The sequence below is a fragment of the Sorangium sp. So ce693 genome (assembly GCF_051521375.1).
In the GTDB taxonomy this organism is placed as follows: domain Bacteria; phylum Myxococcota_A; class Polyangia; order Polyangiales; family Polyangiaceae; genus Sorangium; species Sorangium atrum.
Genome location: NZ_CP150347.1, coordinates 1,629,513 through 1,653,687 on the forward strand (window position 1 = coordinate 1,629,513; position 24,175 = coordinate 1,653,687).

20 protein-coding genes are annotated in these 24,175 nt (G+C 72.3%); 11 read left to right on the plus strand and 9 right to left on the minus strand.

The window, feature by feature from the left end; genetic code table 11:
• The first annotated feature begins 51 nt into the window (after positions 1-51).
• The 4 genes from WMF14_RS06055 to WMF14_RS06070 all read left to right on the plus strand — a co-directional run bounded on the left by WMF14_RS06055 (position 52) and on the right by WMF14_RS06070 (position 3,731).
• Positions 52-618, plus strand: coding sequence for a Uma2 family endonuclease (locus WMF14_RS06055; protein ID WP_272100559.1), 567 nt, complete (start codon positions 52-54; stop codon positions 616-618).
• A 1,075-nt stretch (positions 619-1,693) separates the two neighbouring features.
• Entirely contained in the window at positions 1,694-2,242 is a 549-nt protein-coding gene (locus WMF14_RS06060) for a hypothetical protein (RefSeq protein WP_437799230.1), read from the plus strand.
• Positions 2,239-3,309, plus strand: a complete 1,071-nt coding sequence (locus WMF14_RS06065) for an HTTM domain-containing protein (RefSeq protein WP_437799231.1) — start codon at positions 2,239-2,241, stop codon at positions 3,307-3,309. Before WMF14_RS06060 ends, WMF14_RS06065 begins: the two co-directional genes overlap by 4 nt.
• The gene (locus tag WMF14_RS06070) at positions 3,261-3,731 is read left to right on the plus strand and encodes an NUDIX domain-containing protein (protein WP_437799232.1); all 471 of its coding nucleotides are present in this window, start codon (positions 3,261-3,263) and stop codon (positions 3,729-3,731) included. Before WMF14_RS06065 ends, WMF14_RS06070 begins: the two co-directional genes overlap by 49 nt.
• A 52-nt stretch (positions 3,732-3,783) precedes the next feature.
• On the opposite strand, the gene WMF14_RS06075 is transcribed toward WMF14_RS06070, so the two are convergent.
• A complete protein-coding gene (locus tag WMF14_RS06075) occupies positions 3,784-4,257 on the minus strand; it encodes an N-acetyltransferase family protein (RefSeq protein ID WP_437799233.1) in 474 nt (157 codons plus the stop codon).
• A gap of 408 nt (positions 4,258-4,665) precedes the next feature.
• Here WMF14_RS06075 and WMF14_RS06080 point away from each other — a divergent pair, with 408 nt between their 5' ends.
• Complete coding sequence (locus WMF14_RS06080) at positions 4,666-5,841, plus strand: hypothetical protein (protein WP_437799234.1); 1,176 nt, start codon at positions 4,666-4,668, stop codon at positions 5,839-5,841.
• A gap of 123 nt (positions 5,842-5,964) precedes the next feature.
• On the opposite strand, the gene mdh is transcribed toward WMF14_RS06080, so the two are convergent.
• On the minus strand, positions 5,965-6,906 hold the full coding sequence (gene mdh / locus WMF14_RS06085) for a malate dehydrogenase (RefSeq protein ID WP_012233684.1): 942 nt from the start codon (positions 6,904-6,906) through the stop codon (positions 5,965-5,967).
• 128 nt (positions 6,907-7,034) lie between these two features.
• Here mdh and WMF14_RS06090 point away from each other — a divergent pair, with 128 nt between their 5' ends.
• On the plus strand, positions 7,035-8,030 hold the full coding sequence (locus WMF14_RS06090; protein ID WP_437799235.1) for a phosphoribosylaminoimidazolesuccinocarboxamide synthase: 996 nt from the start codon (positions 7,035-7,037) through the stop codon (positions 8,028-8,030).
• A 92-nt stretch (positions 8,031-8,122) separates the two neighbouring features.
• On the opposite strand, the gene WMF14_RS06095 is transcribed toward WMF14_RS06090, so the two are convergent.
• Together WMF14_RS06095 and WMF14_RS06100 are read right to left on the minus strand one after the other, a co-directional pair.
• Positions 8,123-9,046 (minus strand): hypothetical protein, encoded by a 924-nt coding sequence (locus tag WMF14_RS06095; protein WP_437799236.1) that lies wholly within the window; start codon positions 9,044-9,046, stop codon positions 8,123-8,125.
• Between the two features lie 139 nt (positions 9,047-9,185).
• Positions 9,186-10,100 (minus strand): hypothetical protein, encoded by a 915-nt coding sequence (locus WMF14_RS06100; protein ID WP_272100578.1) that lies wholly within the window; start codon positions 10,098-10,100, stop codon positions 9,186-9,188.
• Between the two features lie 303 nt (positions 10,101-10,403).
• Here WMF14_RS06100 and WMF14_RS06105 point away from each other — a divergent pair, with 303 nt between their 5' ends.
• Both WMF14_RS06105 and WMF14_RS06110 read left to right on the plus strand, forming a co-directional pair.
• Positions 10,404-11,504 carry a hypothetical protein gene (locus WMF14_RS06105; protein ID WP_437799237.1) on the plus strand — a complete coding sequence of 367 codons (1,101 nt, stop codon included), beginning with the start codon at positions 10,404-10,406 and terminating at the stop codon, positions 11,502-11,504.
• A gap of 139 nt (positions 11,505-11,643) precedes the next feature.
• Positions 11,644-14,307 carry a HEAT repeat domain-containing protein gene (locus WMF14_RS06110; RefSeq protein WP_437799238.1) on the plus strand — a complete coding sequence of 888 codons (2,664 nt, stop codon included), beginning with the start codon at positions 11,644-11,646 and terminating at the stop codon, positions 14,305-14,307.
• A 129-nt stretch (positions 14,308-14,436) separates the two neighbouring features.
• On the opposite strand, the gene WMF14_RS06115 is transcribed toward WMF14_RS06110, so the two are convergent.
• Both WMF14_RS06115 and WMF14_RS06120 read right to left on the minus strand, forming a co-directional pair.
• On the minus strand, positions 14,437-15,069 hold the full coding sequence (locus WMF14_RS06115; RefSeq protein WP_437331084.1) for a hypothetical protein: 633 nt from the start codon (positions 15,067-15,069) through the stop codon (positions 14,437-14,439).
• Complete coding sequence (locus WMF14_RS06120) at positions 15,069-16,145, minus strand: AAA family ATPase (RefSeq protein ID WP_437799239.1); 1,077 nt, start codon at positions 16,143-16,145, stop codon at positions 15,069-15,071. Before WMF14_RS06120 ends, WMF14_RS06115 begins: the two co-directional genes overlap by 1 nt.
• Positions 16,146-16,188: 43 nt before the next feature.
• On the opposite strand from WMF14_RS06120, the gene WMF14_RS06125 reads away from it, so the two are divergent.
• The gene (locus WMF14_RS06125) at positions 16,189-16,686 is read left to right on the plus strand and encodes a hypothetical protein (protein WP_437799240.1); all 498 of its coding nucleotides are present in this window, start codon (positions 16,189-16,191) and stop codon (positions 16,684-16,686) included.
• Here WMF14_RS06125 and boxB read toward each other — a convergent pair.
• On the minus strand, positions 16,683-18,125 hold the full coding sequence (boxB, locus tag WMF14_RS06130) for a benzoyl-CoA 2,3-epoxidase subunit BoxB (RefSeq protein WP_437799241.1): 1,443 nt from the start codon (positions 18,123-18,125) through the stop codon (positions 16,683-16,685). The two genes, WMF14_RS06125 and boxB, sit on opposite strands and share 4 nt — an antisense overlap.
• Entirely contained in the window at positions 18,122-19,882 is a 1,761-nt protein-coding gene (boxC, locus tag WMF14_RS06135; protein WP_272100588.1) for a 2,3-epoxybenzoyl-CoA dihydrolase, read from the minus strand. Before boxC ends, boxB begins: the two co-directional genes overlap by 4 nt.
• Before the next feature lie 89 nt (positions 19,883-19,971).
• On the opposite strand from boxC, the gene WMF14_RS06140 reads away from it, so the two are divergent.
• Both WMF14_RS06140 and WMF14_RS06145 read left to right on the plus strand, forming a co-directional pair.
• Positions 19,972-20,871 carry a shikimate kinase gene (locus WMF14_RS06140; protein ID WP_437799242.1) on the plus strand — a complete coding sequence of 300 codons (900 nt, stop codon included), beginning with the start codon at positions 19,972-19,974 and terminating at the stop codon, positions 20,869-20,871.
• A 33-nt stretch (positions 20,872-20,904) separates the two neighbouring features.
• Positions 20,905-22,617 (plus strand): glycogen synthase, encoded by a 1,713-nt coding sequence (locus tag WMF14_RS06145; RefSeq protein ID WP_437799243.1) that lies wholly within the window; start codon positions 20,905-20,907, stop codon positions 22,615-22,617.
• A gap of 96 nt (positions 22,618-22,713) precedes the next feature.
• On the opposite strand, the gene WMF14_RS06150 is transcribed toward WMF14_RS06145, so the two are convergent.
• The gene (locus WMF14_RS06150) at positions 22,714-23,967 is read right to left on the minus strand and encodes a DUF3829 domain-containing protein (RefSeq protein ID WP_437799244.1); all 1,254 of its coding nucleotides are present in this window, start codon (positions 23,965-23,967) and stop codon (positions 22,714-22,716) included.
• Positions 23,968-24,175: the final 208 nt, after the last annotated feature.

Consider the following 24,175-nt stretch of genomic DNA (forward strand, 5'->3'; position numbering starts at 1 on the left):
GAATTTCGCCGGGCGAGCCGCCGCGCGCGGCGTGCATGCTAACATCCGACCATGTCCGACTGCGCCCGTCGCGCCACGTACCAGGATGTGCTTGACACGCCGCCGAACCAGGTGGCGGAGGTCCTGAACGGCGTCCTCCACGCGACGCCGCGCCCTTCCGTGTTCTCCCGCAACGTGACGTCGGTGCTCGCGGGGGAGCTTTACCTGCCATTTCGCCGCGGCATCAAGGGGCCTGGCCGGTGGGCGCTGCTTGTCGAGCCCGAGCTGCACCTCGGCACCGATCCGGACATCGTGATCCCCGACATCGCCGCGTGGCGCCGCGACCGGATGCCGCAGATCCCGATGCGGAACGCGGCGATCTTCCTCGCGCCCGACTGGGTGTGCGAGGTGATCTCGCCGTCCACCGAGGCGCTCGATCGCCGCGACAAGATGGAGATCTATGCGCGCGAGCTCGTGGCGCACTACTGGCTGATCGACCCGCGGCTCCGGCTCCTGGAGGTCTACCGCATCGACGGTGGGCGGTTCGTGCGCGTGGGGGCGTGGGAGGGTGACGTCACCGTGCGCGCGGCGCCGTTCGACGCCGTGGAGATCGAGCTCGGCGTTCTTTGGCAGGAATAGCGCAGGAATAGCGCAGGAATAGCGCAGGAATAGCGCAGGAACAGCGCAGGATCTGTCGTCTCCGGCCGGCGTCGGGCCGCGCGCCCTCGGGGGCTCGAGCGGCGCACGCGCCGGGCAAGGCGCGTGCGCTCACGATCGGCGTCGCGACGGGCCGGAGCGCCCGGGTGCTCTGGGTGCTCCGAGAGCGCCGCGTGGCGGTGACCCTCGAGCGGCAGGTCGCGGCCTCTGCTCGATCAGCTCTGCGTGGTTCGGGGCAGGACGCTGTGTGCCCTCATTGCGCGCTTGCACCGTGAGAGATCCGGTTGTCTTGCATGATCCGCTCTCTCCCTCTCTCGTCACACCTCGCGTAGTGCGCCGACGGGATACTCGGCCGATGGGGACCTTTATCGTGATTGTCACCCCGCGAGAGGGGAAGCGACAGCCGTCCGCTGGATGCGGCCGGGGCGTGCGGCTTGCATGGACGTCGGGGACGCACGGCCATGTTCGGCGCTCATCATGAGCAGCCGTCGCACGGGGGGATGAACATGAAGCGCATCAACATCATCGGCATGCTGGCCGCGATGCTCGCATGCCTCGGGGTAGCGCAGCTCGCCTCGGCCGCAACCACGACGCCCGTCGAGGAGCTCGTCCTCGTCGCGGAAACACGAGCTCCCGTAGCAGCGGATGCACCCGACGCTCGTCCTGCACGCCAGTGGCCCTGGTATGGTCACTGGTACAGGCCCTGGCACGGGCACTGGCATGGCCATTGGCACGGGTACTGGCATGGTCATTGGCACGGGTACTGGCATGGTCATTGGCACGGGTACTGGCATGGTCATTGGCACGGGTACTGGCATCGTCCTTGGCACGGTCATTGGCATGGTCTCTGGTACGGGTACTGACGGTGACATGGCCTGTGGCGGTCCGATGGGGGCCTCGCACCCTCGGCCGGCGGACGCCTGACGGGGGCAGGACGAAGCGCTGGGGGCGCTGGCATGGCGGCGCCGCGAGGCAGGAGAGCGCGGGACGAGCGGCCCCCATCCCGCCTCGCTCTCGTCGGTCAGGATCGCGAGCGGGCGCTACCGGAGGGAGCTGCATGGAGGGAAAACGGAACAGCCGGAGCCACGCCGCGGCCCTGGTCGCCGTCGTGGGCCATCTAGGCCTCGTCGTCACGGGGGCTCTCCAGATCTATCCCGAGGGAGACGGTTGGCTGGCGCGGGCGCTCGCGTATTACGGCGCGCTCTCCGGGGCCGAGAGCGGCTATGCCTTCTTTGCTGACAGCATCACCCCGCTGCCGAGGGCCAGCTTTCACGTCTCGGACGCCGGCGGCGCGACCATCACCGACGCCCTCGAGTCGGGCGCCAGCCGCGAGACGGAGATCCGGATCCTGAACCTCATCACGCCTTTCTTGAACGTGGAGGACCCGACGATCCAGCGCTCGATCGCCGCCTCGTGGGCGGGCAAGGTGCTGGCGAGACACCCCGCGGCCGAGAGCGTCCTCGTCCGACTCGAGACGTACGATCTGCCGTCGATGCGGGAGTACCGGGAGGGGAAGAGGTCCAGCTGGAACCTGCAGTACGAGGCGAAGTTCATGATCCGCTCGAGGCTCCGGACCTCTCGAGAGGCGAGCGGGGGTGCGCGGTGAAGGACCCTTCGAGCTGCGTCCGCGAGCCGGCCGAAGGCAGCGAGCCTGCGCGCGTCCTCCGCTCGATCGAGCGCTTCGCGCTGGCGCCGGCCTCGGCGGCGCCGCTCGCGGCCCTCCGCATCGGGCTCGCGGCCGTGCTCTTGCTTCAAGCGGCGCTCGTCGCGCCCGCGCTCTTCGAGCTCTACGGGCGGTCCGGGATCCTCCAGGGGCCTCTGCGCGACGTGTTCGCGAGGACCGAGCTGCCTCGCATCGGCTGGGCGGTGGAGCTGCTCGCCCCGCTCGGGATCGGGGAGGATCCGGTCATCCTGGGCACGGGGGTGATCTACGTCGTTGCCCTTGCCGCGCTCCTGGTCGGTTGGTGCACAAGGGCCGCGGCCTTCCTGGCGTGGCTCACCCACCTGATGCTGGTGACGACGGCGAGCTCCACCGTCTATGGCGTGGACAGCTTCGCCAGCATCTTTCTCTTCTATCTCCTCTGGGTGCCCTCGGAGGCCGCCTTCTCGATGGATCGCCGGCTCGGGCGCGTGCAGGGAGGGCCCACGCCGGCGGCCCGGCTTGGGCTGCGCGTGGTGCAGCTGCATCTCTCGTTCGCTTACCTGGTCAGCGGGCTGGGAAAGGCCGCGGGCGAGCCGTGGTGGGACGGCGAGGCGATCTGGCGTTCGGTCATGTTGCCGGAATACCGGCAGTTCGACCTCTCGTGGCTCGCCCACGCCCCCTGGCTCGCGGCGGTCGCCGGGTGGACGGTGCTGCTCGTGGAGATCGGCTATGGCTTCCTGATCTGGCCGCGCCGCACGCGGCTGCCCTGGGTCGTCGCCACCGTGGCGCTGCACGCCGGGATCGCCTTGTTCATGGGGCTCCTCGTGTTCGGCGCCCTCATGGCGGCGCTCACCATCGCCGCGTTCGCGGTGCCGAGCGAGCCCCCCGGGCCTGCAGCTCCGGCTGGCGCGGCGCCGGGGCGGTCCGCGCGTCCCCCCTTCTGGCGAACGGCGCCCCCGGATAAGCTGTCGCAGGTTCGATCATGTCGCGCACGGCCATCCCGACCTGGTGCATCGCTGTGGTGCTGGTGAGGCACCGGAGCCGGTTCCTCCTCGTGCACGAGCGCAAGCACGACCAGCGCTGGTATCTGCCGGCGGGCCGCGTCGAGCCGGGGGAGACGTTCGCGGAGGCGGCGCGGCGCGAGGCGCTGGAGGAAACCGGCGTGCCGGTGGAGCTGGAGGGCATCCTGCGCATCGAGCACAGCCCGGGCCCCCTGCAGGCGCGCTTCCGGGTGATCTTCCTCGCGCGCCCTCGGGACGCCACGCCCCCGAAGAGCCAGCCGGACGAGCACTCGCTCGAGGCGCGCTGGGTCACGCTGGAGGAGATCGCGGCCTTGCCGCTGCGCGGCCCCGACGTGGAGCTCTATTGCGGCGACGTGCTGGCCGGAGCGCAGGTCTTCCCGCTGTCGCTGCTCGGGGCCGAGGGGGAGCCGCTCCTCGTGAGCGGCCGCTGAGGCGGCGCCTCTCGGGCCATGGCGATCCTGCCCGCCGCGCGGCGGCTCGTGCCTACAGCTTCAGCTTCATCCCCTCGTGGCTCGCCACGAAGCCGAGCCGCTCGTAGAAGCGGTGCGCGCGCAGCCGCGCCTTGTTCGAGGTGAGCTGCACCCGGAAGCACCCCCGCCGCCGCGCCTCGTCGATGGCCCATCGCATCATCGCCTCGCCGATCCCGCGGCCCCGCAGGCCCGGGTCCACGATGACGTTCTCGATCTGCGCCACGCGTGCTCCGCGGTTCGCCACGTACTGGATGATGGTCAGGTGGAACGCGCCGGCGACGCGCCCCTCGACCTCCGCGACCAGCAGCGCGTTGTTCGGATCTTCCGCGATGGCGGCGAGCGCCTCGCCGTAGCGCGGATCGAGCGGCGGGCCGGGGTGGTCCGTCTTCGCGTTGCCCTCGTCCGGGATCGAGAAGAGATGGACGATCACGGGCAGGTCCGCCTCGGTGGCGCGGCGGACGACGGGTACGAGCTGCGGCTGGCTCATGCACGCATCCTGCCACAACGCATGGCCGTCCCGGGCTTCGTGCGTCGTCCGCTCGCGCTGGCCGCGCCCCCCGCCGACCACAGGCGCGCAGGCGCCTCCGCTGCGTGCGAACACGTAAGCGGGGAAGCAAGGGAATCAGAGAAGCACGGAAGCGCGGAAGCACGGAATCATGGAATCATGGACGCAAAGAGGCAGGGAAGCAGAGGCGCAGAGAAACAGACGATCAGGAAAGCAGAGATGCTGAGAAGCAGCGGCGCGGGGAGCGGGAAATGTGAATGAAAAGAACTGCAGGAGTTCTTCCTTTTCAGGCCCGTAGGATTCGCCTTCATGCCCGAGTGTGATCTAGACACAAGCGATCAAGCCGTGCAGAGTCGACACACCATCATGTCGACCCGGAGGACCGTGTAGATGCGCGTAGTCAACACAGCCGACATCCTCGCGATCGAGCCTCTCAAGGCGGATGAGCGCACCCTGCTGGGGCTATTCAAGGATATCCGGAAACACTCGGAGCTCTCGGCTTACCTGCCGGAAGCTTGCCGCCTCTCCTTGAGATGGATCCGCCTCCTCGAAGGTCAGCCGCTCAAGCCTCGTTCGCTTCCCGGCAAAGGCATGCTCGTCATCACAGAAGGCGCAGGCGAGGTCATCGGGGACTCGCGCCGGGGCGTTCGGGCGGGAGACGTCGTGATGGTCCCTCCCGGCGGGCTGCAGGGGCTCGTGGGCGGCGCGCCGGACGGGCTCTCCGCTCTATCCGTCCATTTCGAGGAGTTCGATGAAAGCGAGGCTCGCTGGGACACGCGGTGTCTGTGCGCGGCGCTCGGACGGGAGGACAGCGCGGAGGAGGGGGCCCCGGATCGCGCCGTGTCCCCGGTGGATCTCCTCGTCGAGGAGAACGAGGTCCACGCGCGGGAGTTCGCGGGCAGCCCCTTGATGCAGCTCATCCGGTCCGAGCGCGCCCTCCGGGACGACGTGAAGCGGCGGATGCTCGGCGCGCTCCAGATCTGGTCGAACGCGTTCCAGAAGGTCCTGTGCGCCAGGGTCGTCTTCGAGTCGCACCCTGGGGCCATCGCGATCGCCGAGCGCCACCTCGCCGACGAGGTCGGGCACAACCGGAGGCTCTCCCGGATGCACGATCCGCGGAGCTCGCCGTCCTGGGACCGCGGTATCGCCGCGGCGTCGTCCTGGTTCATCGAGCGGATGGGCTCGGCGTCCACCGAGGAGCGGACGGTCCTCGTCCACTTCGTCATCGAGCGCTGCGCCGACGTGCTGCTCACGGCGGCCCAGCAGATCTTCCCCGACTCGGACTACTTCGCGACGCACGCCGAGGTGGACGCCGAGCACTTCAAGCTCGGGCACAGCCTTCTGAAGGGCTTCCCCGGCCTCGACCTCGGCCCGCTGCGGGGCGCGCTCACCGAGGGCTGGCAGATGATGAACCTGATCTGCCAGCGCATCAGCGACATCGCTGCGGGGGACGGCGACGCGGCCACCGAGATGCCGGCGGGCGGCGCGAGCCCCGGCGAGCTCGCCCGCGATCCTCGGCGCGAGCTGACGGCCGTGCTGGATGGCCTCTACGGCGGTGTGATGTGAACCGCTGAAACGCCGAGGGAGAGGGAGAGCCCTTCGCTCTCTCCTCTCCCTCTCGCTGCTGGCGCGCGTTCCGCTGCTGGCGCGCGTGCTCTTCGTGGCGCGCGGCGCGCCGCGCGTCCGGCGCTAGCTCGAGGCCTTCACCACGTCGGTGATGCCCTGCACGCTCTTCGCGCTCTTCGCGAGCATCTCCTTCTCTTCTGCGGTCAGCGGCAGCTCGACGATCTTCTCGATGCCCTTGCCGCCGAGGATGACCGGCACGCCCATGAAGATGTCCTTGTACCCGTACTCGCCGTCCAGGTAGGCCGCGACGGGGAGCAGCCGCTTCTGGTCGAGCAGGTAGCTCTCCGCCATCGCGACGGCGCTCGAGGCGGGCGCGTAGTAGGCGCTCGTCCCCATGAGCTGGACGATCTCGCCGCCGCCCTTGCGGGTCCTCGCGATGAGGGCGTCGAGCTTCTCCTTGCTGATGAGCTCGGTCGCGCGCACGCCGTTGATCGTGCACGCCGACGGGATGGGCACCATGTCGTCGCCGTGGCCGCCGAGGACCATCGCGCGCACGTCCTTCACGGAGACGTTCGCCTCGCGCGCCAGGAACAGCTGGAAGCGCGCGCTGTCGAGCACGCCCGCCATGCCGAGCACGCGCTCGCGCGGGAAGCCGGTGCGGCGCTTGAACTCGTAGACCATCGCGTCGATCGGGTTCGAGATGACGATCACCAGCGCGTTCGGGCAGTGCTCCTTCGCGCCGTCGGCCACGCTGCGGATGATCGGCAGGTTCGTCGCGACCAGGTCGTCACGGCTCTGGCCCGGCTTGCGCGGGATGCCGGCGGTGACGATGAGGACGTCGGCCCCTGCACAGTCCGCCCAGCTCGAGGTGCCCTTGATCGAGGCGTCGTAGCCCAGGACGGCGCCGTTCTGCTCGAGGTCGAGCGCCTTGCCTTTCGCGAAGTCCGTCTTCTGGGGGATGTCGAACAGCACGACGTCCCCGAGCTCCTTGCGCGCGATGAGGGCCGCGAGCTCCCCGCCGATGTTGCCGGCGCCGATAAGGGCGATCTTTCTTCGGTTTGCCATGGGCGGCCCTATTACCACCCCCCCGGCCGGAGACCAACGGGGCTCCAGGGCGGGCGCGGGGGAGGGAACTCGGCCGGCGCCTGCGAAACCTGTCGACTCGGCCCGCGAGCCCGGGTAAGCCGCGCCCCATGGTCACCGAGGACGATCTGCGCACCGCGCTCGGCAGGGTGCTCGAGCGCACCTCGCTCGCGGGCCCCTTCGCCCGCTACGAGGGCAAGGTGCGGGACTGCTACACGACGCCGGACGGCCGCCGCCTGCTCGTCGTCACCGACCGCATCAGCGCCTTCGATCGCGTGCTCGGCACGCTGCCGCTGAAGGGCCAGGTGCTGAACCGGCTGTCCGCCTTCTGGTTCGAGCGCACGCGGAGCGTCGCGCCGAACCACATGATCTCCCAGCCCGACCCGAACGTCCTCGAGGCGATCGAGTGTGTGCCCCTGCCGGTCGAGATGGTGGTGCGCGCCTACGTGACGGGCGTGACCTCGACAAGCATCTGGACGCACTACGCGCGCGGCGAGCGCGTCTTCTGCGGCCACCGGCTCCCCGACGGCCTGCGGAAGAACGAGCGCCTGCCACAGCCCATCCTGACGCCGAGCACCAAGGCGCCGAAGGGCGGGCACGATCTCTCCGCCTCGCGCGAGGAGATCCTCGCCCTCGGCACCATCGCGCCGCGCGACTTCGACGCCGCCGCCGAGATGGCCCTCGCGCTCTTCGATCACGGCGCCCGCGCGTGCGCGGAGCAGGGGCTCATCCTCGTCGACACCAAGTACGAGTTCGGCAAGGACCGGGACGGGAACATCGTCGTCATCGACGAGATCCACACCCCCGACTCGTCCCGCTTCTGGTTCGCCTCGTCCTACGGCGAGCGCTTCTCGGCCGGCGAGGACCCGGAGTCCTTCGACAAGGAGTACGTGCGCCGCTGGCTCGCCGCGCGCGGCTTCCAGGGCGACGGGCCGATCCCCTCGATCCCGGACGAGATCCGGATCGAGGCGTCCCGCCGCTACATCGAGGCGTTCGAGCGGATCACCGGGGCGGCGTTCGTCCCCGACCTCGAGGACCCGGCGGTGCGCATCCCGCGCAACCTGGGGCCTCGCTCGGCAGCGCGCCCGACCTCGAGCAGCGGCTGAAGAAGATGGCGGACGAGATGCTCGCCAACACCGTCATCGAGGCTTACGAGGTCACGATCGCGCCGTAGCTCTGGCCCCGCGGGGCCGGCGGCTCAGGCCTCGGGCGCGACGAGCTTCTTCGCCCAGAGGATGGCGTCCTTGCGGGCGCGGCCGACGACGAGGTGCCGCGCCAGCACGGCCGAGCGGCGGAAGCCGTTCGCGAGGAGGGCGGCGCACAGCTCCTGGTCGTCCGCAGGGGCGAAGGTGAACGTGCTCACGGCCTTCTCCTCGACGAGGCGGTCGCAGAGCGCGCCGATGGCGGCTGTCGTGGCGAGCCGCTCCGACTCGTGGCGCGGCGAGCTCAGGAGCTCCAGGAACGAGTTGCCGAAGCACGACTGCATCTCCCACGCGGCGTGCAGCGTGAAGCCGCCCCGCGCGGACAGCACGTAGCCCGTCCGCACCGCGTCGCGCCCGAACGGCTCGAAGCCCGTCAGCGCCCGCCCTGCCCGCTGCGCGGCCGAGGCCGCGCGCCGCAGCTCGGCGCCGCTCGCGGGCGCGATCTTGATCGCGGGCAGCGGCCGCGCCTCGGCCTCCCGGAGCAGCCGCCGCGCGCGGGCGATCGTGCGCTCCGCGAGCAGGACCGCCGGCGAGGCCGCGACGTCGTCGCCCTCGCCGCCCTCCTCGCCGTCGCCGCTCGCGCGCAGCCGCGACGTCATCTCGGACACGACCGCCCCGAGGATCCAGGCGTCGCTGCGCTTGTAGAAGCCGGGGATCGACCCCTCCCGCGTGAACCCGAGGCGGATCCACGTCGGCACCTCGTCGCGCTCGACCAGCGTGAAGATCTTCTCGACCCCCTCGCGCTTGGCGGTCGACAGGACGAAGCTCCGCTTGGACGGCGTAGGCCCCGCGCGGAAGTCGACGATGCGGAGCGTCCGGTGCCGTCGATTGACCAGGAGACAGAGCGAGACGGAGTCGTTCCGGAACAGGAGCTCGTCGACACCGCTGCTCGCCGTCGAAGACAAGTTTGTCGCTGCCATACCCCCTCGCGCTCGGCGCAGACGTGACGCCTCGGCTCAGACGTTCATTGCAGAATTGCAAATTGCAGATCTGCAATGCCCCGTAGCAGCCGAGGCCGACAGCGTCAACGATGTCGGCGGGATCGCGGTGAGGAGGGGGTCAGGGGGTCGCGGCGAGCCGGCTTGCGTCGGTCGGCTTGACCCCGAGGGCCACGAGCGCCTCCTGGAGCCGGGAGCGCTGGAGGGAGATGCGGGTCGGCATCCCTCCGGAGATCTTGAAGGTCTCGAGGAAGTTCACCCCGCTGTCGAACCGGGCGGCGAAGGTGATGCTGTCGTTGTCGACGACGACGGAGATGGGCGCGCGCTCCTGTCCGATGAGGAGGAGCAGGGTCTTGTCGTAGGCCCCGCCCCGCTGGGAGGCGTCGACGAGGACGAGGCCCGGCTCGACGCGCTCGTAGCGGAGCGCGATCCGGCGGGTCTCGGCTTCCATGGTGGCGAGCTCGGCGCCGGCCTGGTCGATGGGGGTCCAGAGCGACGGGTCGGAGAGGCCTGACGCGAGGTGCCTGACGATGAGGCCGAAGAGGGCCTGATCGCGGGGGCGGGCGCGGAGCGCGCGGTCCATGCGGGTGGCGGCCGGGCCCGGGACGCCGATGCGGGTGTCGATGGCGCGGGCGTCGTCGTCGCAGCCGGGGTAGGGCTCGACGCCGCCGCGCATCCACTTCGCGCCGCTGGCGAGGCCGTCGAAGTCGACGTGGCAGACGAGGGTGTCGACGCGCCCGGCGCGGGCGACGAGCTCCGGCGTGATCATCTCGGGGCAGGCGCCGTGCTCGGCCTTGGTCGACAGGACGAAGCGGGGATCGCCGGCGAAGCGCGCGTGGTGGGCGCTGTCGTGGTGATCGACCCACGCGGCGAGCCGCGGCCCGAGGTCCTGGATGAGGGGGAGAGTGACCGTCTCGAAGCTCTTGCCCCCCGCCTCCGAGGCGAAGGCGATATCGAGGACGGCGACGTTGCCGCGCAGATCGCGGGCGCGGGGGAGCTTGCGGGGGGAGGCGAAGGCGAGATCGAATCCGTGCATGGCGTGGCTTCCCGGGGAGGCAGGTACCGTCCAGCCGGGCGACCCGGCGCGTGCCGCGTCGGGCGCCCTGCTCCATACACCCGAAACGCTCGAAGCGCTGCGGTGGAGGACCTTTCTCGGGCGAGGCCTGAATGATCCGCTAGGATGATCCGACCAACGGCAGGGGCGGCTCGGCGTGCCGGGCGGCCCTGCAGTGCGCCGCCGCGCAGAGCAGGCCGGCGGTTCCAGGGAGACTCGACAGGTGGAGACCGCGCTCGGGCTCGCCGCGCGAGCCGGGCTGCCGGCCTGTGTCGGAGGAAGTGGATGAGAAGCAACGTTCTGGGACTCGGTCTTCTGGCTCTTGGGGGGGTGCTCTGCGCGGGGCTCCCGGGCGCGCCGGCCGTCTCCGAGGCGAGGGCAGAGCCCGCCCAGGTGGTGGTCTCGGCCGCGCAGGTGACGGGGGCGGCCGCACAGGCGACCGCGACGGTCGGGCAGGCGGTGTCGGGGCCGGCGTGCAAGCTGAAGGGGACGGCGCCGGTGGCCAAGGGCGCCCGGCTGCATGACGCGCCGAGCGGCGGGCGGGCGGTCGCGAGCTTCACCGGCGCGCTGGTCCCGATGACGCTGAGCGCGATCCCGGCGGATCCGGCGGCGGGCCGCGCGCGGCTGAGCACGTCGGACAGCTCGCCTGCGCTGCGGATCGACGGTTATATCCCGCCCTCGGACGTCGCGGTGTTCACGACGCGCGACATCCCGGTGATCGCCGGGCACGTGTGGATCTCGAGCGCGCAGAAGGTGAAGCTCGTCGCGGCCACGGGTGATTCGCTGCGCGCGGAGCTCTTGATCTCCGGGTCCGAGGGGCAGACGGCGAAGGCCTCGGCGCCCTGCGACGCCTTCGCGCTGCAGCGCGGCGCCTCCATGAAGATGGAGATCCCCGGCAGCGCGCGCGGCTACCTGATGAAGACGTCGACGATCGAGCTCTTCGATCGCGCTGGCGGCGACGTGATCTTCACGCTGAAGATGCTGGAGGGGGCGGCCCAGCTCTTCTGGAGCACCGAGGCGAAGCCCGGCTTCGTCCACATCATGTCGCGGGGCGACCTCACGATCGACGCCTGGGCGCGCCTCAAGGATCTCGAGCCGCTGAAGAAGGGCGAGATGATGGACCAGTACATCCCGCCGACGACCGCGGTGGCCGGCGCGCAGCTCGCGCTCGACAAGGCGCCGCCGATCGTGAAGGCGACGAGGGCCATCCCGGTGCGCGCGCGGCGCGACGAGAAGGAGAGGCCGATCGGCGAGATCGAGGCCGGCGCGGAGATCTACCTGCTCGAGACGGTGGCAGGCTGGACCAACGTGCTCCCGAAGGCGCTCGGGATGACGCCGCCGGACGAGGGCGGCTTCTGGATCCCCGCCTCGGAGACGCCGAAGTAGCGAGGGCGCGCGGGCCCGCTGGGCGGGGCGGGCACGCCCGGACGACGCGCCGCAGCGCCGGTCCGGGCGTGCGCGGCGCTGTGCTCGAGGCGTCAACTCTCGAGGGGTCTCGCCGCGCCGGGCGATTAGGATGGCGCGCATGTCCAGATCGCCGTTTCGTTTCCGGCGGCCTCGCCTTGGCGCCGCGGCCGGGCTGATCGCAGCCTCCGCCGCCGTCGGTGGCAGCGCCGCCGCGCAGGTCGCGCCCGTGGTGCTCCCTCACGCGGCGGGCCAGCAGGCGCTCGCTGTCCGCATCGATGCGGGCGGGGTCACTGCCCGCGCCTGTCCAGCCGCGGCGGCGTGCGCGCCCGACGGCGGCAAGGTCCTCGCCGTGCCTTCCGAGGTGGCGCCGCTGCTCGGCGGCGCGCGCGTCGTGCCGGTCACCCTGGCCGACGGCAAGCACCTCGCCAAGATCGAGGTGCCGGCCGCAGGAAAGCCGGCGGGCGCCGGCGCGCCGGAAGGCGCGGGCGGCAGCTGGGTGATGCTGCTCGCGGCGCCGCTCGCGGGGAAGGGGACGGAGCCGCTGGTGCTCTGGAGCGGCTGGACCGGCGTCGCGACCGGGGAGCACGGCGAGGGGCGGAGCGACGCCGTGGTCGTGGAGCCGCTCGGCAGCGGCAACCGCGTGCTCGTCGGGCAGCTGCGAGACGACGTGACCCTCTGCGGGCGGCCGGCGCTTGTCGGCGCGAGCGAGGTCGATCCCCGGACGATGATGCTCCTGAAGGGGGCCAGCTTCCAGAACCTCCCGGCGGAGGAGCGGCGCGCCGCGGGCAAGGTGGTCGCCGAGCGCCGCGACGCCGACGCGCCGGCGGCTACCTTCCGGCTGCTGCGCCCGACCGCCGCGTCGAGCGCGGTCGGCAAGCGCTTCGCGGAGATCGCCGACGGCGACCCGAAGACCGCGTGGTCCGAGGGCAAGGTGGGCGCGGGCCGGGGCGAGTTCGTGTCGTTCTCGTCGGCGGACGAGGTCGGGATCACGGGCCTCGGCCTGCGTATCAAGCCGTCCGACGGCGTCGAGGGCGGCGCCGCGCCGCGCACGCTCTTCGTGGCGACGCCCGATAGGCTCTTCCAGGTGAGCCTGCCCGAGGACGCGTGGCTCAAGGAGTCCGCCGGCTACGAGGTGAAGCTCCCCGAGGAGATCAAGGCCTCGTGCATCGCCGTCGTGCTCGACGACGCGTACGCGCCGGCGGGGGCCGGGGGCCGCGGCGCGCCCTCCGCTCCGGAGGTGCGGGTCACGATCGCCGAGGTCACGGCGCGCACGGCGTTCGACGGGCAGAACCCGGCGGCGCTCGTGGGCGCGCTCGCGGGCGGCGGCGAGCGATCCAGGGCGGCGGCGGCGCTGCTCGCGCGCGGAGGACCGGAGGCGGTCGAGGCGGCGATCGCCGGCTATGACAGGCTCGACCCCGCGGGCAGGCAGCTCGCCCGGGGCGTGATCGACACGGCGCCATGCGCGGTGCAGATCCCGTTCCTCACCGCGCGGCTGGCGTCCGGCGCGGCGTCGGCGGCGCAGCTCGCACCCGGCGCGGCATCCGCGGGGCGCGCGTCCGGGTTGGCATCGGCGCCGGGGCGCGCCCCTCGCGCCGCGCCGCCAGAGCCGGATCCGGAGCTCCACCACGCGCGCGATCGCATCCGCCGTTGCGGGCGCGCGGCCGCGCCGGCGCTCGCGGAGATCGTGAAGGCGGGCGCGCCCGCGGCCAGGGTGGCGGCGGCCCGGGAGCTCGCGCTCGTTGCGCCGGCCGAGGCGATCCCGGCGCTGCTCGACGCCCTCGCCGGGGCGCGCGGCGCGGCGCGGAGGGAGCTCCGCGCCGCGCTCGCGCTCGCGGCGCGGAGCGAGCGGGCCGCTTCCGTGGTCGAGGAGGAGGTGCAGCTCGAGCGGCTCCGCGCCCGGCCGGAGGACGCGCAGCTCGATCTGTTGCGCGCGCTCGGGCCCGCGCTCGGGCGGGTGAAGGGCGGCGGCGCGGCGTTCCAGGCGCTCGCTTCGGCGGGCGGCGCTCCCTTCAATCGGCGCTACCTGCTGCAAGCGCCGGCCGCGGCGCTCGCGCGCGTGGGCGAGGCGCCGGCGGAGGCGTACCTCCGAGCGTCGCTCCGGAAGGACGCGGACGCGCACGTGCGCCTCCGCGCGGCCGAGGTCGCGGCGGACGTGCCGGCGCTCGCGCCGGACCTGCTCGCGGCGGCCTCCGATCCGGACGCGCGCGTGCGCGAGGCGGCGATCGTGGCGCTCGCGCGCGCGGCCTCTGCCGGCGCGAAGCTGCCTGCTGGCGCGGGCGAGGCGCTCGCGGCGCGGCTCACCTCGGACCCGTGGACGTTCATCCGGGGCGGCGCTGCGCTCGCGATCGGCGCGATGCCGGCGACGACGGCGGGCGACCGGGCGCTCGTCGGGGCGCTCGCCGACAGCTCGCCCGAGGTGCGCCGGCACGCGCTCGACGGCCTCGGCGCGCACCGCGCGACCGCGCACATCGAGGCCGTGCGCGACCGGGCGGAGGACAAGGAGGAGGACGTCGAGGTGCGCGCGCGGGCGATCCTCGCGCTCGGAGCGATGTGCGACGCGAGCTCGGTCGACCTGTGGACGCGGCTCGCGCACCGCGCGAAGTCGCCGATCGGCGAGCACGATCAGCGGCTCGGCTCGGCGGCGCTCGCGGCGCTCGGGTCGGTGCACCCTGCGGATCTGCCCGCGCGCCTCAAGCCGCTCCTCGACAAGGACACGCCGCACGGCCTGCGCGAGGCGGCGAGGGCCGCGCTCTCCGCGCCGCCGCAATGCCGCCGCCGCTGACGCGGCAGGCCGGCCTCCGCGCGCGCCGGTCGCGCGCTAGGCAAGGTCGCTGCCGAAGCAGCTCGCGCGCCTCGACTTCTGGGGTAGCCCCTTCCGACCACGGCTGTTCCATCGAGAGAGCGCTAGCGCTCACCTCACGCCGCGGCCTGCCCGCCGCGGCAGCACGGCGCGCGCGCGCGCGAGCCACTCGCCGAGCGACGTGGCGTCCGGGGGGACCGCGTCGAGGTCGGCGTCCTCCGTCACGCGCACCATGGCGGCGCCGTCGCCCGGCATCATGCCCTTCGCCGCGAGCATCGCCTGCGCCCTGAGGGGCGACATCTCCTCGGTCGCCTTCTCGCCGAGCAGCGCGAGGATCCAGCCTCCGAGCGCCGGCGCGGCCACGCCGCCGATCACGTCGGGCGGCGAGGACAGGGCCGACGAGACGCGCCGGATGCCCTCCGCGATCGCCTCGCGGCGCGCCGGATCGCGGTCGATGTCGCGGGCGAACGCGAGGATCTCGCACCCCGCCTCCTGCGCGTCGAGCGCCGCGCCCAGCACGTGGTGCGTGTCCTCGTGGGCCGCGCCGCGCGCCTGGTACTTCCGGATGCTCTTCCACTCGCGGGCGCCGCCGACGACCCATCCGCTCGGCTGGACGCGCGAGAGCAGCGTGAAGAGCACGCCGGGGTGCTTGTCCGACTGGTAGGCGGGCGCCCCGGCGCGGCTGCCCAGCTCGCTCTCGCCCTCGCCGACAAGGAAGACCCGGATCCGCTCGGGCGCCTTCATCACGGCCGCGGCCCTCCTCCGAGGAGCGGCGCCTCGTCACCGCCGTTGGCGTAGCTCAGCCAGAGCTCCCCCAGCGCGTACACCCTCGCCCGATCCTCGAAGCCCGGCGTCTCAAGGATGCGCGTGGCCCTCATTCCGTGCTCGCCCGCGCGGGTGACGACCGTGACCTCCTCCGGCTGCAGCTCGTTCACGACGAGCGGGCTGTGCGTCGCGAGGAGGACCTGGGTCTTCTCGGAGACGAGGCGCAGCGCGCGCATCACGTCGGCGATGCGCGCGGGGTGCAGCCCGTGCTCGGGCTCCTCGACGAGGAGCAGGGGCGTCGGATCGAGGTGCGGCAGCGCCGCGAAGGCGAGGTAGTACAGCATGCCCTCGCTCATCAGCGACGCCGGCACGACGGCGCCGCCCTCGAGCTTCACGCCGATGGCCTTCGACGTGGAGCTCGGGTTGGCGAGGTGGAGGCTCTTCACGCTGGGGAACAGGCGGGTGAGCTCCTCGTTCAGATCGACGTACGCCGACAGGTCGCGGCTGATGACGGCGTCGTAGACGGCCGGCAGGCCGGTGCCGCGCTCGTCGGCGAAGCAGAGCGGGTGCCCGTCGGGGATGAGCGGGTGCGGGGCCCGCAACGCGTCGGGATCGAGGCGGAGCATCTGGGCCCCGCGCAGCGCCTGGACGATGTCCATGGCAGGGCGCTCGGGGCTGGGCCCGCCGCCCGCGTCGTCGTCCCCGTCTGCGTCGTCGAGCAGGGAGGGGGGCTCGAGGTCCCTGGGGAACGACATCGACCGGACCCGCCCCCCGGCGTCGAGCTCCACGCGCCACGTCGTGCTCGCCGCCGACACCTCGAACACGGCGCCGCCCGAGGCCTTGCTCGTGGGGCCGGCGCGCCCGAGCGTGTCCGGCGACGGCGCACCGAGCGCCCGCTCGAGGACGGAGGAGAGCGTGCGGAGCGCCCGCAGCACCGTGCTCTTGCCGCTGTCGTTGGGCCCGATGAGCGCATGCAGCGGCGTCAGCTCCAGCGTCGCGTCCTGGACGCAGCCGTAGCCCTGGATGCGGAGCTGCTCGACGTAGGGTCGGTCCATCGAGGTAGACGCCAGCATAGCCGCTCGCTCGGCAGCAAGGAACTTGGCCCGCCCTCGCCAGCCCCTCTACGCCGCGGTCATGCGCCGCCTCCCGTCGATCGCGCTCGTCGTCCTCATCGCGCTCGCCGTCCCCGTGGCGAGCGGCCTCGGCGAGCGGCACGCCAGCGCCAGCGTCGCCTATGAGTCGCCTTACACCTTCGAGCAGACCTTCGGCACGGCGCTGCGCCTCGTGCGCGTCGATCTCGGCTTCAAGATCGTCGAGAAGGACGTCTCCAATGGTTACCTGCTCTTCGAGTACCGGAGCCCGGAGAGCGGCGGCAGGGCGACGCAGGGGGCGATCGAGGTCGTGGACGGCCGCGCCGGGGTGCACGTCGCCGTGCAGCTCCCGGCGATGCCGCAGTACCACGAGCAGGTGCTCCTCGACGGGCTCGTGAAGAAGCTCGCCACCGAGCACGGCGACCCGCCGAAGAAGGCGCCCGCAGGCGGGGGCGCCCCTCCCCCTGACGCGGGCGCCCCTCCCCCTGACGCGGGCGCGCCCTAGCCGCGCCGCACGTACTCGAAGTCGACGGGCTTGCCCTTGAGCCCCTTCGCCGGCGCCGCGATCCAGTTCGCCATCTGCTTCGGATCGAACACCGGCTTCTCCATCAGGCTCTTCACGTAGGCCTCGTCGCTCGCGGTCGGCACCCACGCGTCGCGCCGGCGCTCCCACTCCTCCTTCGAGAGCGGGTTGCCGTCGACGTCGAAGTGGAGCCCCGCGTAGATCCCCGAGCTCCGATGGAAGCGCCGGCTCGGCAGGCTCAGCCTGAACGACACGCCCGACGCCTCGATCACCCGGTTCATCTTGTCGATCCCGCGCTGCGAGTCGGCCACGTACTCGTCGCGCAGCACCTCGTTCATCGCGTTCCTCAGCGGCACCTCCTCACGCCGCCAGCCGGTCACCGCGCCGCCCCCGGCGGCGGGCGCCTGCGGCACGTCGATCACGTACACGCCGTCGAGCGCCCGGTGGTCGTCGTACGACGCCTCCTTCGCGCGGCCCTTCACGCTCGAGGCGAAGAACGACGCCGCGTTCGACGAGATCTCCCCGCCGAAGAGGTCCAGCGACAGCGAGTACCAGAGGTTCAGGTACTTCTGCATCGTCGGCAGATCGATGCCGCCCTCGGCGCGCGCATCCTCGTTCCTGTTGCGCTTCATCAGCTCGCAGGTGCGCTCGACGATGCGGAGCAGGCCCGTCTCGCCGACGAACATGTGGTGCGCCTCCTCGGTCAGCATGAAGCGCGTCGTGCGCGACAGCGGATCGAAGCCGCTCTCCGCGAGCGCGAGCAGCTGGTACTTGCCGTCGCGATCCGTGAAGTAGGTGAACATGAAGAACGAGAGCCAGTTCGTGCACGGCTCGTTGAAGGCGCCCAGGATCCTCGGCTTGTCCGGGTCGCCGCTGCGCCGCTCCAGGAGCGCCTCCGCCTCCTCCCGGCCGTCGCGGCCGAAGTGGCTGTGCAGGAGGTACACCATCGCCCAGAGGTGCCGCCCCTCCTCGACGTTCACCTGGAACAGGTTCCGCAGGTCGTAGACGCTCGGGCAGCTCTGGCCGAGCAGCCGCTGCTGCTCCACGCTCGCGGGCTCCGTGTCTCCCTGCGTCACCACCAGCCGCCGCAGCATGTTCCGGAGCTCCCCCGGCACCTCTTGCCACGCCGGCTCGCCCAGGTGGTCGCCGAAGCCGATCGTCCGGTCCGCCACCCGATCCGCGAGGAAGATGCCCCAGCGGTACTCCGGCATCTTCACGTAGTCGAAATGCGCCCACCCCTCGTGGTCGACGCTGATCGCCGTGCGCAGGTAGATGTCGTCTGCCTGAAAGCCCTCGGGCCCCGTCTCCCGCCACCAGTCCAGGAACTTCGGCTGCCACGCCTCGAGCGCGCGCTGCAGCTTCCTGTCCGACCCGAGGTCGACGTTGTTCGGGATCCTCTCCGAGTTGACCACCGCGCTCATGTACGCCTCCAGTCGAATTCGGGGCGCTCTGGCCGCCCGTACACCGTCAGCGCGCCCCGCTGGCCCACCGCGTTGGGGCGCTGGAAGATCCAGTTCTGCCAGGCCGACAGCCGCGAGAAGATCTTCGTCTCCATCGTCTCCGGCCCGCAGAAGCGCAGGCTCGCCTCCATCCCGGTGAGCGCGTCGGGCGACAGGCTCACCCGCTCCTCGATCGCGAGCCGCACCTCGTCGTCCCAGTCCATCGCGTCCGGAGCGAAGGTGCAGAGGCCCTCCTCCAGCGCCTCCTCGGCGGACAGGAGGCCCGTCCTCTCCTTCAGCGCTGCCACGCGCTCCGGCGCGCCGAGGAAGCGCGACGCGAGCCGCGTCAGGCCGTTCGACATGACGAGCGGCCCGAAGTTCAGCGAGCTCAGCGCAATTGACGCGGGCGACGCGGGCGCCCCTGCCTGCCCCGCGTCTCCTCCGCCGTCCAGCATGTAGGAGCGGTCCGCCGCGAGGGCGAGCTCGAATAAGCTCCCCGCGAAGCAGGAGCCTGGCTCGATCAGCGCGAACACGCTGCGCGCCGTGAGGTCGAGCCGCTTGAGCACGCGCCGCATGTGGAGCAGCACCTCCTTCACGAACCAGTCGTCGCGGCTCGCCCACAGCGCCTCGTCCGCGGCCCGCACCGCGGCGGGAGAGCCGGACGTCCGCAGGAGCACGAGGCCCACCGTCGGGTGGTTGAAGCGGAGGTCGAGCAGCGCGTCGTCGAGCTCGCGGAATGCGCGGAGCGCCCACAGGTCCGCGCCCGCCCGGCGCATCCCCGCGGCGTCCGTCGACACCTCGCGCCCTTCGCCGTCCGGCCCGAGCACGCGGATCTCCGCGGTCCTCGCGGCGCGGTCGACCCTCATCGACACGTGGCGGTAGTCGCAGGTGGACACGTCGCCCGCCGTGGCGCGCCGCGCCTCGAGCGGCGGGAGCCTCACCCCGGGCCCCGCCCTGTCCGGCGTCGCCGCCGCGAGCTCGGCGGCGCGCTGGGCCACCGCCTGCTCGAAGCGGCTCTTCGGGATCGAGCGATCGACGAGGCCCCACTGCTCCGCGCGCTTGCCGCGCACCCCCTCGGCCAGCGTCGAGAACACGTCCGCGAGGTCGCGCCGCACCTTGCGCTTGTCCACGAGCCGCGTGAGCCCCCCGGTCCCCGGGAGCACGGCGAGCAGCGGCGTCTCCGGGAACGAGACGGCGCTGCTCCCGTCGTCGGAGAGGAAGATCTCCTCGCACGCCAGCGCGAGCTCGTAGCCGCCGCCCGAGGCGACGCCGTTCAGCGCCGCGAGGTAGCGCTGCCCGCTCTCGGAGCACGCCTCCTCGAGCGCGAGGCGCGTCTCGTTCGTGAACTTGCAGAAGTTGACCTTGAACGCGTGCGTCGACGACCCGAGCATGTAGATGTTCGCGCCCGCGCAGAAGATCCGCGGCTGCGCGCTCGTCACGACGACCGCCTTCACCTCGGGGTGCTCGAAGCGCAGCCGCTGCACGATGTCGGCGAGCTCGATGTCGACCGCGATGTCGTAGCTGTTGAGCTTCAGCTGGTAGCCGGGCCGCGCCGCCGCGTCCTCGTCGACGTCCATCGCCACGCGCGCGATCGCCCCCTCGAACGAGAGCTTCCAGTGCCTGTAACGACCTGGCTCCGTCTCGAAGCGGAGGGGCGCGTCCTCGCCGGACGAGCCGTCTTCCCGGGCCCTGGTCTGCGGCGCCGGCGCCGCGGAAGGAGGAGAGGTGGTCGCTTCCATACCCGACGAGCCCACCACCGCGCCGGGGTTCAGTCAAGCAGTATAGTTCTTGTTGGTCCGGCTTTCATGAAATATAGTGCATCGACGAGATGGCGTCCCGTCAGACATCGCGCAGGGCGCGGGCAGGTCAGGGGCCGGAGGCCGGCGCGGCGGGCGCCGCGGACGGCGCGGACGGCGCGCCGCCGATCCTCGCGCGCCTCGGCGGTCGGCTCCGGCTGCGGCGGACGGAGCTCGCGCTCACCTTGCGTGAGCTCGCCGGGCTCGCCGGCGTGAGCGAGCGCTTCCTGGTGCTGCTCGAGAGCGGGCGGGCGAACGTTTCCGTGGTGCGGCTCGAGGACATCGGCCGCGCGCTGGGCACCTCGGCCGCCGCGCTGCTCTCGGCCGGCGAGCTCGGCGAGGAGGCGCCGCCGCGCGGCCGGTCGGCCGGCGAGGCGGGGGGAGGGGCGGGCGCGCCCCTCGTCGCGCTGCTCGGCCTGCGCGGGGCCGGCAAGACCACGATCGGCGGCCGCGCCGCGGCGCGGCTCGGCGTGCCCTTCCTCGAGCTCGACGGCCTCGTGGCCTCGCGCGCGGGGATGAGCCTCGCCGCCCTGTTCGAGATCCACGGAAACGCCTACTACCGGCGGCTGGAGCGCGAGGAGCTCGCGCGGCTCGAAGGCACGCGCGCCCACGGGATCGTGGCCACGGGCGGCGGCCTGGTGACCGATCCGGCGACCTTCGAGCGGCTGAGGCGCTGTGCGGTGACGGTGTGGCTCCGGGCGACACCCGAGGACCACTGGCGCCGCGTGGTCGAGCAGGGGGACGCGCGCCCCATGGCCAACCGGGCCGACGCCATGAAGGAGCTCCGGGCGCTCTTCCAGGCGCGGCGCGCGCTCTATGAGCAGGCCGACTTCGCGGTGGACACGTCGGCGCTCGGTCTCGCGCGCTCTGTCGATCGCGTGGTCAAGATCGCGCGCGAAGCTGGTAGAAGGAACGCGACGCGCTCGCCTTGAGTCGGGGGCGCGCTCCCCCTCCTCCCCATGTCCATGCCGCGCCTCAAAATTCTCTTCGTGGTGTCCGAGTGCGTTCCCTTCAGCAAGACAGGTGGTCTAGCCGACGTGGCGGGCGCGCTGCCGATCGCGCTCGCCGCGGCCGGTCACGACGTGCGCGTCGTGATGCCGGCGTACCGTGTCGCCAAGCGCTACCTCGCCCGCCAGATCGCGCTCGCCGAGCAGCGGCCCGCGGGCAGCGAGGCCGTCGCGGCGCCGGCCGTCGCCGCTGCGGCCGCCGGTAACGGGCTCGCCGCCTCAGCGGCTGACGCGGTTCCATCGGCCGGCGCCGCCCCGGCGGCCGATGCCGTCCCGGCGGCCGACGCCGTCCCGGCGGCCGACGCCGCTCCGGTGGCCGACGCGGCCCGAGGCGGAGACGGCGAGCCTCCGGCGGAGCGCTTCGTGCCGCACCGGCTACCGCTCTCGCTCGGCGTGCCCCTCGGCGGCGGCGAGGCGTGGACCGCCGTCTGGGAGACGCGCCTCGATCCCGGGACGCCCGGCGCGCCTGCGCCCCGCGTGTACCTGCTCGAGCACGACGTGCTCTACGATCGCGACGGCATCTACGGCGACCCGCACGGCGAGTTCGGCGACAACCTCGCCCGCTACGCGCTCCTGTCGCGCGGCGCGCTGCAGCTCTGCCACGCGCTCGAGTTCTGGCCGGACATCGTCCACGTCCACGACTGGCAGTCGGCGCTCGTCCCGCTCTACCTCAACGTCCTCGAGCACCGGTCGCCGCTCGCGCGCGCCGCGTCCGTGCTGACCATCCACAACCTCGGCTACCAGGGCTGGTTCAACAAGGGACAGCTCCCCACGACCGGGCTCGGGTGGGATCAGTTCCACAGGTTCTGCCTGGAGGCGTACGACAGCATCAACCTGCTCAAGGGCGGCATCTACAACGCCACGCTCGTCTCCACGGTCTCCCCCAGGTACGCGCAGGAGATCCAGACGTGGGAGGGCGGGGAGGGGCTCGACGGCGTGCTGCGGGATCGCGGCACCGACGTGATCGGGATCCTCAACGGCATCGACGATTCCATCTGGAACCCCGCGACCGATCCCCACATCGCGGCGCCGTTCTCCGCCGAGGATCTCGGCAACAAGCGCCTCTGCAAGGCGGCGCTCCAGCGAGAGATGGGGCTCGAGGAGCGCCCCGACGTCCCGCTCCTCGGGCTCATCAGCCGCCTGGCGACCCAGAAGGGGATCGACATCCTCGCGGGCGCGCTCGATCACATCCTCTCGCTCGACGTCCAGCTCATCGTCCTGGGCTCCGGCGAGCGCTGGGCGGAGGACCTCTTCTCGCGGATCTCCGGCGCGAGCGACCGCTTCCGCGTCTACGTCGGCATGAACGAGGGGCTCGCCCACCGCATCGAGGCGGGCGCCGACCTCTTCCTGATGCCGTCGCGCTACGAGCCCTGCGGGCTGAACCAGATGTACAGCCAGCGCTACGGGACGCTGCCGGTCGTGCGCGCGGTCGGCGGCCTCGACGACACGGTCGAGAACAACGTCACCGGCTTCAAGTTCGAGGAGATGTCGTCGAGCGCGCTCGGGAACACCGTCGCGTGGGCGGTGCACCTCTACCGCGCCGACCCGGCCTACTTCCGGTCGATGCAGCTGCGGGCGATGAAGAAGAACTTCGGCTGGGCGCAAGCCGCGCGGCAGTACGAGGCCCTCTACCGCCTCGCGATCGCCCGCCGCACAGGCCGCCCGTTCTGATCGCGCCCGCGCCTCCGGCGGAGGCGCTGCGCGATCGGCCCGTGCCTCCCTCGTGGGAGGAGCGCGCCCCCCTCGCGGGGAGCGCGCCCGGGCGCGTCACTCCTTCTCGGGCTCAGGGGCGGCCGGCGCGGCCGGCGCGGCCGGCGCGGCAGGCTGCACGGCCCCGGTGGCCTCGCGCGTCGCCGCCTGGCTCTTCGCCATGAGCGAGCGGGAGAGCGCGCGGTGCTTCCCCTCGATCACCGACACGAAGCTCGTGACGACCGGCAGGAACAGGGCAGGGGAGGTGATCCCCTTGTCCGTCAGCTTGGGCTCCGCCGCCTTCACGTCGCGGATGAAGCCGGCGACCGCGGGCTCCATGATCTTGGCCCACGGGTCGGTCTGGTGGGTCGAGCCGTACTCCTTGAGCGCGGCCGCGGACGCCTCCAGCTTCTGGAGCGCGGTCTTCTCCGCCGCGGGATCGACGTTCTTGCTGGCGAGGATCAGCATGAGCGCGCGCGCGTCCTCGAGCGCCGTGATCGCCTCCTTCTGTCCCTCCTCCGCCTTCGCGAGGTCGGGCAGGTGGGACGAGTGCCACGCGGACACCGCGAGGCCGAGCTTGTCGGAGTGCGCGTCGAGCTTCTGGAAGTCGGCGACGAGCTTCGCGTGGAGCTCCTTGCCCTTCGCGAAGCTGTCCTTCTTGTACTCCTCGCGCTGGTAGTAGTTGGCCGCCGCGGCGATGTTCTTCGCCAGCTCCGTCGCGAACGGCGCGTACTCCGCGAGCGCGGCGTCGACGTCCGCCATGGCCGGCTCCTTGAGGCTGAGGGCGACGGTGCAGGCGCGCGCGTTGCGCTCGTGCGGCGCGCGCGCGCTGAAGTTGATCGGCCGGCGCTCATCCACCTTGCCGGGCGGCGCCGTCGGGCCCTTGGCGACGGGGGCGCCGGTGCCTCCCGGCGCCGCGGCGGTGCCGGGCAGGCCTGTCGTCTTCGGCGCGGCGGCGGCGCCGGGCGCCTTCGCGGGGAGCGGGCCCTTCGCGGCGTCTCCGGCCTTCGCCTGATCGTCGTTGCCGAAGCTCGGGATCTTCTTCTCGCTGGGCTCGTCCTTGCCGAGGCTCGCGAGGTACGCGTCGCGGGCCTGCTTCAGCGAGAGCGTCCCGAAGTAGCAGACGTCGACGCGGTACTCCTTCATCGACTGCGGGTCGACCTTCGCCATCGGCGACACGGGCGTCCGCAGGCTCGCCTTTCCCTTGTTCGCGTTCGCCGCCGCGGAGCTTGCCGGCTCCGGCTGGGGAGGAGGCGGGTCCTCCTTGCAGCCGGCAGCACCGCTGGCGACGAGCACGAGCGCGATAGAACAGAGAGACCTGACGGAAATCATTCGGTGTGCCTCCTCGGCTGGCGCAGGAACGGGCGCATCATGCCTAAGCCGGCGGCGCTTGCAACACCCGGCCAGGGGCGAGAACTTGCGGCCCTGGTCGGGAAAACCCCGCCCTCGGCCCAAAACACGCGACGCCGCCCGGTTCTTCCGGGCCTCCGCCGGGGCCGTCCTCGCCGGGCCTCCGCTGTGGCTGACGAAACGTTCCGGG

Coding starts and splice junctions, on each gene's coding strand:
- WMF14_RS06075 (WP_437799233.1), bottom strand. CDS start 4,257: ATGAGCCAGCCGCAGCTCGTACCCGTCGTCCGCCGCGCCACCGAGGCG.
- WMF14_RS06055 (WP_272100559.1), top strand. CDS start 52: ATGTCCGACTGCGCCCGTCGCGCCACGTACCAGGATGTGCTTGACACG.
- mdh (WP_012233684.1), bottom strand. CDS start 6,906: ATGGCAAACCGAAGAAAGATCGCCCTTATCGGCGCCGGCAACATCGGC.
- WMF14_RS06150 (WP_437799244.1), bottom strand. CDS start 23,967: ATGATTTCCGTCAGGTCTCTCTGTTCTATCGCGCTCGTGCTCGTCGCC.
- WMF14_RS06100 (WP_272100578.1), bottom strand. CDS start 10,100: ATGCACGGATTCGATCTCGCCTTCGCCTCCCCCCGCAAGCTCCCCCGC.
- WMF14_RS06060 (WP_437799230.1), top strand. CDS start 1,694: ATGGAGGGAAAACGGAACAGCCGGAGCCACGCCGCGGCCCTGGTCGCC.
- WMF14_RS06140 (WP_437799242.1), top strand. CDS start 19,972: ATGGCGTCCCGTCAGACATCGCGCAGGGCGCGGGCAGGTCAGGGGCCG.
- WMF14_RS06070 (WP_437799232.1), top strand. CDS start 3,261: ATGTCGCGCACGGCCATCCCGACCTGGTGCATCGCTGTGGTGCTGGTG.
- boxB (WP_437799241.1), bottom strand. CDS start 18,125: ATGAGCGCGGTGGTCAACTCGGAGAGGATCCCGAACAACGTCGACCTC.
- WMF14_RS06110 (WP_437799238.1), top strand. CDS start 11,644: ATGTCCAGATCGCCGTTTCGTTTCCGGCGGCCTCGCCTTGGCGCCGCG.
- WMF14_RS06145 (WP_437799243.1), top strand. CDS start 20,905: ATGCCGCGCCTCAAAATTCTCTTCGTGGTGTCCGAGTGCGTTCCCTTC.
- WMF14_RS06105 (WP_437799237.1), top strand. CDS start 10,404: ATGAGAAGCAACGTTCTGGGACTCGGTCTTCTGGCTCTTGGGGGGGTG.
- WMF14_RS06090 (WP_437799235.1), top strand. CDS start 7,035: ATGGTCACCGAGGACGATCTGCGCACCGCGCTCGGCAGGGTGCTCGAG.
- WMF14_RS06080 (WP_437799234.1), top strand. CDS start 4,666: ATGCGCGTAGTCAACACAGCCGACATCCTCGCGATCGAGCCTCTCAAG.
- boxC (WP_272100588.1), bottom strand. CDS start 19,882: ATGGAAGCGACCACCTCTCCTCCTTCCGCGGCGCCGGCGCCGCAGACC.
- WMF14_RS06115 (WP_437331084.1), bottom strand. CDS start 15,069: ATGAAGGCGCCCGAGCGGATCCGGGTCTTCCTTGTCGGCGAGGGCGAG.
- WMF14_RS06120 (WP_437799239.1), bottom strand. CDS start 16,145: ATGGACCGACCCTACGTCGAGCAGCTCCGCATCCAGGGCTACGGCTGC.
- WMF14_RS06095 (WP_437799236.1), bottom strand. CDS start 9,046: ATGGCAGCGACAAACTTGTCTTCGACGGCGAGCAGCGGTGTCGACGAG.